Origin of the sequence: Pseudomonas sp. GXM4, from assembly GCF_008923895.1 — a bacterium.
GTDB classification, from domain to species: domain Bacteria; phylum Pseudomonadota; class Gammaproteobacteria; order Pseudomonadales; family Pseudomonadaceae; genus Aquipseudomonas; species Aquipseudomonas atacamensis.
Genome location: NZ_WBRZ01000278.1, coordinates 1 through 6941 on the forward strand (window position 1 = coordinate 1; position 6941 = coordinate 6941).

The following is a 6941-nucleotide window of genomic DNA, read 5'->3' on the forward strand; positions in this document are numbered from 1 at the left end:
TCACGCGATCGAAGTGCGTTTGTATGCCGAAGATCCGGCGAATGATTTTTTGCCGGCCACCGGGCGTCTGGATCTGTACCGCGAATCGGCACAGGGACCGGGGCGGCGGGTAGACAGCGGCGTTGAGGAAGGTGACGCGATATCGCCCTTCTACGATCCGATGCTCGGCAAGCTGATTGCCTGGGGTGAAGATCGCGAGCAGGCACGCTTGCGTCTGTTGAGCATGCTCGACGAGTTTGCGATTGGCGGGCTGAAGACCAACATCAATTTCCTGCGCCGGATCATCGCGCATCCGGCGTTTGCGGCGGCAGAGCTGGATACCGGGTTTATTCCGCACTATCAGGAGCAATTGCTGCCCGCACCAGGCACGTTGAGCGATGAGTTCTGGCAGGCGGCGGCGCAGGCGTTTGCGCAGAGTCTGCCGCAGCGTGCTCGGGCGGATGATCCCGCCTCGCCCTGGTCTTGCGGCAGTGGTTTGCGAGCAGGTTTGCCGGCGCAAATCACCTTGCATTTGAGTTGCGAGGGACAGGATCGCGCGTTGACCTTGAGAACTGCGGCCCATGCAAAACTGCTTGGCGAAGCATTAATCGTCGAGCATGACGGCGTGCGCCGCACATTGCGGGCGATTCGTCAGGGCGGCGCGTTGTATCTGGAATGGGACGGCGAGTTGCGGCGCATCGAAGCGTTCGATCCGATCAGTGCCGTCGAAGCCAGCCACAACCATCAGGGCGGTCTGACCGCGCCAATGAACGGCAGCATCGTGCGCGTGCTGGTCGAAACGGGACAGTCGGTTGAGGCCGGGGCGCAACTGGTGGTGCTTGAAGCCATGAAGATGGAACACAGCATCCGCGCGCCGCACGCCGGTGTGATCAAAGCGCTGTATTGCCAGGAAGGCGATATGGTCAGCGAAGGCAGCGCTTTGGTTGAACTGGAAGAGCGATGAAATAAAAGGATCGATCCTGGCCTTGAGCGAGGATCGATCCGTTCAATAACGCGCCGTTGCCTGAACCACCACGCCGATAATCCGGCATTCATCGGTCAGCAGGGTTTTCGGCCAGGTTGGATTGAGCGGCACCAGGTAACGCTGGCCGGCCTGCTCGTCGAGTTTGCGGAAAATCGCTTCTTCGCTGTCCGGCCACTGGGCGATCACCAGTTTGCCAGGCACTGCCTCCAACTCTGGGTCAACCAGAATCAGCATGCCCTCGGCAACGCTCTGGCCGCTCGGCGCGGTCATCGAATCCCCCGTCACCGTCAGCCAGAACGCCGCACCGCCGCGAGCGTGGTAATCCGTCAGTTCGAAGCGCTGCTTCGCTGATGCTCCGGGATAGCTCGCCGCAGTGTCACGCACTTCGCACGGTGCACGCCAATCGCAGACCGGATAACGGAAGTACGGGTTGTACTTCTGCGCCAGCGGCATCTCGTCTTCCGGCGTCGGCTGCGGTTCGCGGATCACCAGAACGACTTCGAGGAAGTCCATTCCCAGCGCCTTGAGCACGCGGTTCATTTCGGTAACACCGGGTTCGCGACGCTTGTTCAGCCAATGACCGATCCCGCCCTGGGACATGCCGACGCGCTCTCCGAGCTCTGTTTGAGTGACTTTGAGTTCACTCATCTTGGCCTTGACCAACTCAATCCATTTATCCATGTGCCGCACCTTACGCGGACGTCTTCGACCGGCAAAACACATATTGTAGTATTTAAATTCTCGTCACAAATACAGGCGGTACTATCCTAAGGAAACGGACTTTCAATCGAACATGGAGTGACGTTTCATGATGAACATCAGCAGCAAAGACCTGCCCGATTTGCAAATCGACACCAGCTTCACCTCCCCTCAAGGCAATGCCGCCGCACAGCGCGCGCTGGACTACTACTTGAAACCGGCTGTTTCAGAACCCGAGACGGACGAACGTTTTTTCAATGTCAAAGGCCATCTCAGCGGCGAGGAAGCGCTGGTGCATGCCTCGGATCTGTTGCGATGTGCAGCCGCCACCGCGTTCAAGGCCGCAGAAAACCTGCAAGGCACCAGTCGCGATCTGGCCTTTTCGGTGGTGCACATGGTGGATATGGCGCGGGCGATGGTCGACCATTCGATCGACAACGACGAAGTCACGGCGGACAAGGTCCGGGCGGACAGGAAAGAATTTTCCCATCGCGCAGATAAAAACATTTGACTTGCAAATGATAATGATTATTATTGCAAGCAGCTGGTCGCGAGATCAGTCGATGGACCAGAGACCTTAGGTCGGTCTTCTGGACTATCTCCTCATCAGGCTAATCACGGTTTTTGACCCGGCTTTTTGCCGGGTCTTTTTTTGCCCGTTTTTCGGGCTTGTGTCTTCAGGCTAATGAAGTCTTTAGGTGCTGCAAATTCGATGGCGCGGATAATATCAAAAGAATATTGATTGGCAAGCCGAGCCCGGCCACATTGGGCAAAACTAATGGCAATCAGCACTTGAGAATCAATCGCATAGCCTCTAAGCTGCTGGCGCGTCACGGAAGACGCCCCCCGCTCCACCCGCAATTCCCCTCGGTTTCAGCCCTGCCTGCGTGTAAAGTACCGGTCATAAAAATCCTGCTCTGGAAGCGATTATGACCGTGGCCAAATCTTCGTTCGACATCAGCGCCAATTTCGACAGCGGCAATATCCAAGTCATCGACATCAGCAACCCGCTCAATCCGGTTCTGGCCATCCGCCCGGACACCCGCAGCGCTCATTTTCAGTGGTTCCACTTCAAGGCCAGTGGCCTGCATGTGCATCAGGAACACTGGTTTCGTCTGGTCAATGCCAGCCAGTCCTCCTATAACAAGGCCTGGACCGGCTATCAGGCAGTCGCCTCCTACGACCACGTCAACTGGTTCCGCATCCCCACCAGCTTCGAAGGCGACAGCCTGCGCTTCTGCCTCGAAGCCGAACAGACCCACGCCTGGTTCGCCTACTTCGAGCCCTACAGCCGCGGCCGCCACGACTGGTTGATCGAGCAGGCGCTGAGCAAGGCTGGCACCGAATTGCTGGCGACCGGCAAAAGTGTCGAGGGCCGGGACATTCAGCTGCTGCGCAAAGGCACCGGTGCCGAAGGCCAGCGCAAGATCTGGATCATTGCCCAGCAGCATCCGGGCGAGCACATGGCTGAATGGTTCATGGAAGGCGTGATTGAGCGTCTGGAGCGCCAGGACGATCCGGTATTGAACAAACTGCTGGCCAGCGCCGATCTGTATCTGGTGCCGAACATGAACCCGGACGGCGCCTTCCATGGCCATCTGCGCACCAATGCCATGGGTCAGGACTTGAACCGGGCCTGGCAGAACGCCAGCCAGGACATCAGTCCGGAAGTGCTTTTCGTCCAGCAGCAGATGGAAAAATATGGCGTCGATGCGTTTATCGACGTGCACGGCGACGAGGAAATCCCCCACGTCTTTACCGCCGGCTGTGAAGGCAATCCTGGCTTTACACCGCGCATCGAAAAGCTTGAAGAGCATTTCCGCAGCCATCTGAAGCACACCACCAAAGACTTCCAGACCACCTACGGCTACACCCGCGACGAACCGGGACAGGCCAACATGACCCTGGCCTGCAACAGCGTCGGGCAGAAGTACGATTGCCTGTCGCTGACCCTGGAGATGCCGTTCAAGGACCACGACGACCACCCGGACAAGATCACCGGCTGGTCGGGCAAACGTTCCAAGCAATTGGGCAAGGATGTGCTGACCACCCTCGCCGACATGGTCGACACCCTGCGCTGATCCCCTCCTCTGTAACGACAAAAGATCGCAGCCGGCCTGCGATCTTTTGCTTTAAACCCGTCAGCCGCGATCACGCCCGCGCAACATGCTGTCGAGCACTTCGTCACGACGCACCCAGCCATGAAACAGCGCCGCCGCCAGGTGCAGCAGCACCGTCAGAAACAGCAGATACGCCAGATAGCCATGGGACTTGCGCAGCACCGCAAACAGTTGCGCGTCAGCCGGCACAATCGACGGCAGATGCAGCGACGCCGTCAGCATCACCGGCTCGCCCGAGGCACTGATCATCGCCCAGCCGAGCAGCGGCAACACCAGCATCAACGCATACAACAAGACGTGGGAAGCCTTGGCTGCCAGCACCTGCCAGCCCGGCAGATCATCCGGCAGCGGCGGTTGGCGGGTGGTGAAGCGCACCAGCAGGCGCACGATCACCAGCGCCAGAATCGCGATGCCCAGCGGCTTGTGCAAATGAATCAGCCATTCATGGCGAGACGACACCGAAGTGACCATGCCCGCGCCGATAAACAGCATGGCGATGATCATCAGCGCCATCAGCCAGTGCAGCAGGCGCGCCAGCAAAACGAAATGCGTCGGTTGCTTGCTCATGGACGAGCCTCCTGTTTGGCGGCGGGCAACTGGCTGACTTCGCTGGTGCGACGCAGGTAGGAATCGGCGTAGCCGGCCGAACGCGCGGCCAGCAGTGGATCTTCCGAGCCTTGAATCCCGGCCGGCAGCACCAGCGGGTCGTAGTTGATGTCGCGGCATTCACCGCTGAGCTGCGGCTGGGTTTTCTCCAGCACCAAAGTCCCGGCGTTCAGCACTTTGCGATTTGCGGGCCAGGTCTTGCTGGCATCGTTGACCGGGTCGTCGGCATTGGCCAGGGTGATGTTCAACTGGAAGCGCAAGGGTGCGGCGGCCAGGCGTTGCACCAGATCCTTCTCGAGAAAGTCCGCGCCTTCAGGGGCCGTGGCACCTGCCGCGTCCTGCGCCAACGGGGTCATGCTCCAGCGCACGGCCTGCTTTTTACCGTTGCCATCGACCAGATAGAACGCATTGATGCTGTTATAGGTTTCGGTGGCGTAGCTGGCCGAAGGCTTGGCGGTCTTCACCCACGTCAAGAACGGCACGGCTTCCGGGTGTGCAGCGAAGAACGCCGGCACCTTCGTCGGGTCGGGCTTGCCAGTGGCTGGATCCGGCGACTGCGCCTGCTGCAATTGGTAGAACGCTTCAGGCGTGCCCACCGGAAACACCGGCATGCTGTTCATGCCGGTGCGCCATTGCTGACCGTTCGCCTGGGTGAAGCGCAGCGCCAGACTGCGGATCGGTACGGCGCTGTCCGGCGCATAGGGATTGCCCGCCGGCAAGGCAAAACGACCCACCACCGGTGTCTGCGGCAGGTTGAACACTTGTGCTGTAGAGAATGCCCGCGCCTCGCCACTGCTTTCGAAATGGCCGATCACGCACACGCCCTTGGCGTGATTGCGACGAAAGCCGGGATGCACGCCGTTGTTCTTTTCCAGCACATCGACCAACGCTTTTGGCGTCAATCGTTGTGGGTCAAGGTTGCCATGCACGTAGGCAAACGCCCCGGCCACGGCGGCGACAATCACGGCAATGCCGCCCAGACGTAAAACCAGGCTCGCGGCGCTCAGTGGCTGGCGCGGCGGCCTGCCGGGCGGTGCAGCGTTGGGGGACGAGCGATCAACCATGAATATCTCCAGGCCATCGGCCACAAGTGGAAAGAGTCAGCAAGACGCACCCCGTCCGGGTTTATTCCACGTCGCGGTATTTATTTTTGCGCACGGGGAATAACCTGCGCTGACGGGCGTCTTCCTAGTCCACAGCGTAGCGACCAGCAGAAATTCATGAGCGAATTCGACGAACAGTTGAGAGAAATCATTCCCAGATTGCGCCGCTTCGCCGTGTCGTTGACGCGCAACAGCAGCAGCGCTGACGATCTGGTCCAGGCCAGCCTCGAGCGGGCGCTGTCGGCCTGGGGCGAGAAACGCGCCGAAGGCGACTTGCGCGCCTGGCTGTTCGCAATTCTCTATCGGCAATTTCTCGATGCGCACCGTCGTTCGCGGCGCTATGCGCGGATGCTGGAGTTTTTCACCGGTCGCGACGATGCCGAGCCGTCTGTGGAACGCACGGTGATTGCCCAGTCGACCCTGCAAGCCTTCGAACGCCTGCCCACCGAACAGCGCGCTTTGCTGCTGATGGTCTCGGTGGAAGGCCTGTCCTATAAAGAGGTCGCCGAGATCCTCGGCGCCCCGATCGGCACCGTGATGTCGCGCCTGTCCCGCGCCCGCCAGGCCTTGCGCCAACTCAGCGACGGCGAAATCTACAGCCCTTCCTTGCGGATACTCAAATGATCAGCCTGCCTCCCAGCGAACGAGATTTGCACGCCTACGTCGACCACCAGCTCAGCGACGCCGATCGGCGCGTGCTCGAGACATGGCTGGCCAGCCACCCCGAAGAAGCGGCGCAGGTTCGCGCCTGGCAACGCGACGCCCAGCAGCTGCGCGCAGCGCTGAGTGGCGCCTTGCAGCAACCGGCCAATCCGGCGCTCGACCCGATGATGATTCGCCAGCGCCGCCGCCAGCAGTCCCGTCGCCACCTGGCCAGCGCGGCGGTGTTGCTCATTGCCGTGAGCATTGGCGGTTTCAGTGGCTGGCAGGCGCGGGAAATGACCCTGGCGCGCCCTGCGCAATTGCCGATGACTGACGCGTTGCAAGCCTATCGCCTGATCGCCCAGCAAGGCGTACTGCCCGCCGATTACAAGGTCGACAGCGACGGCGACATGCAGCGTTGGCTCGACCGCTACTTCAGCGGTGCCGGGCGCTTGCCGGACTTGAAAGCTGCCGGATTCGAGCCGGTCAGCGGGCGCTTGCTCAGCACCGATGAAGGCGCGGCGGCGATGGTGATGTATGAGGATGGCAGCGGTCACAAGGTCAGTTTCTACCTGCGTCCACCGGGGCCGAAAAACACCCTGCTGCCGCGTGGCTCGCGCAGCGATGGCGATCTGCAGGCCGATTACTGGTCAGGGCCGGGCTACAACTATGCGGTGGTCAGCCCGACCGACTCGCCGGCGGCAGAGTTGCTCAAGAAATCGCCACCGTTCTGAAATCCGCCTCTGGTAGGAGCTGACGAGTGCAACGAGGCTGCGATCTGTTGGTGGCAACCAAGATCAAAAGATC

At 60.4% G+C, this 6941-nt stretch carries 9 protein-coding genes; 5 read left to right on the forward strand and 4 right to left on the reverse strand.

All coding sequences use genetic code 11. From position 1 onward, the window contains the following. A partial coding sequence (locus tag F8N49_RS23635) for a biotin/lipoyl-containing protein (RefSeq protein ID WP_306106540.1) occupies window positions 1–943 on the forward strand: 943 nt, incomplete at its 5' end. Window positions 944–985: 42 nt separating this feature from the next. On the opposite strand, the gene F8N49_RS23640 is transcribed toward F8N49_RS23635, so the two are convergent. Then, window positions 986–1645 (reverse strand): LexA family transcriptional regulator, encoded by a 660-nt coding sequence (locus F8N49_RS23640; RefSeq protein ID WP_071172928.1) that lies wholly within the window; start codon window positions 1643–1645, stop codon window positions 986–988. Window positions 1646–1775: 130 nt separating this feature from the next. Here F8N49_RS23640 and F8N49_RS23645 point away from each other — a divergent pair, with 130 nt between their 5' ends. Then, window positions 1776–2174 (forward strand): DUF6124 family protein, encoded by a 399-nt coding sequence (locus tag F8N49_RS23645; protein WP_038862224.1) that lies wholly within the window; start codon window positions 1776–1778, stop codon window positions 2172–2174. A 104-nt stretch (window positions 2175–2278) separates the two neighbouring features. Here the strand turns inward: F8N49_RS23645 and F8N49_RS23650 are convergent, their stop codons facing one another. After that, window positions 2279–2497: a hypothetical protein gene (locus tag F8N49_RS23650; protein WP_125927390.1), complete on the reverse strand. Its 219-nt coding sequence runs from the start codon at window positions 2495–2497 to the stop codon at window positions 2279–2281. Window positions 2498–2592: 95 nt separating this feature from the next. Between F8N49_RS23650 and F8N49_RS23655 the strand changes: the two genes are divergently transcribed. After that, a complete protein-coding gene (locus F8N49_RS23655) occupies window positions 2593–3744 on the forward strand; it encodes a M14-type cytosolic carboxypeptidase (RefSeq protein WP_073471325.1) in 1152 nt (383 codons plus the stop codon). Between the two features lie 60 nt (window positions 3745–3804). Here the strand turns inward: F8N49_RS23655 and F8N49_RS23660 are convergent, their stop codons facing one another. Then, window positions 3805–4350, reverse strand: coding sequence for a cytochrome b (locus tag F8N49_RS23660; protein WP_024013443.1), 546 nt, complete (start codon window positions 4348–4350; stop codon window positions 3805–3807). Continuing rightward, window positions 4347–5453, reverse strand: a complete 1107-nt coding sequence (locus tag F8N49_RS23665; RefSeq protein ID WP_151552815.1) for a catalase family peroxidase — start codon at window positions 5451–5453, stop codon at window positions 4347–4349. Before F8N49_RS23665 ends, F8N49_RS23660 begins: the two co-directional genes overlap by 4 nt. Before the next feature lie 156 nt (window positions 5454–5609). Between F8N49_RS23665 and F8N49_RS23670 the strand changes: the two genes are divergently transcribed. Beyond that, window positions 5610–6116, forward strand: coding sequence for a sigma-70 family RNA polymerase sigma factor (locus F8N49_RS23670; RefSeq protein ID WP_151552817.1), 507 nt, complete (start codon window positions 5610–5612; stop codon window positions 6114–6116). Next, window positions 6113–6868: an anti-sigma factor gene (locus F8N49_RS23675; RefSeq protein WP_151552819.1), complete on the forward strand. Its 756-nt coding sequence runs from the start codon at window positions 6113–6115 to the stop codon at window positions 6866–6868. Before F8N49_RS23670 ends, F8N49_RS23675 begins: the two co-directional genes overlap by 4 nt. Window positions 6869–6941: the final 73 nt, after the last annotated feature.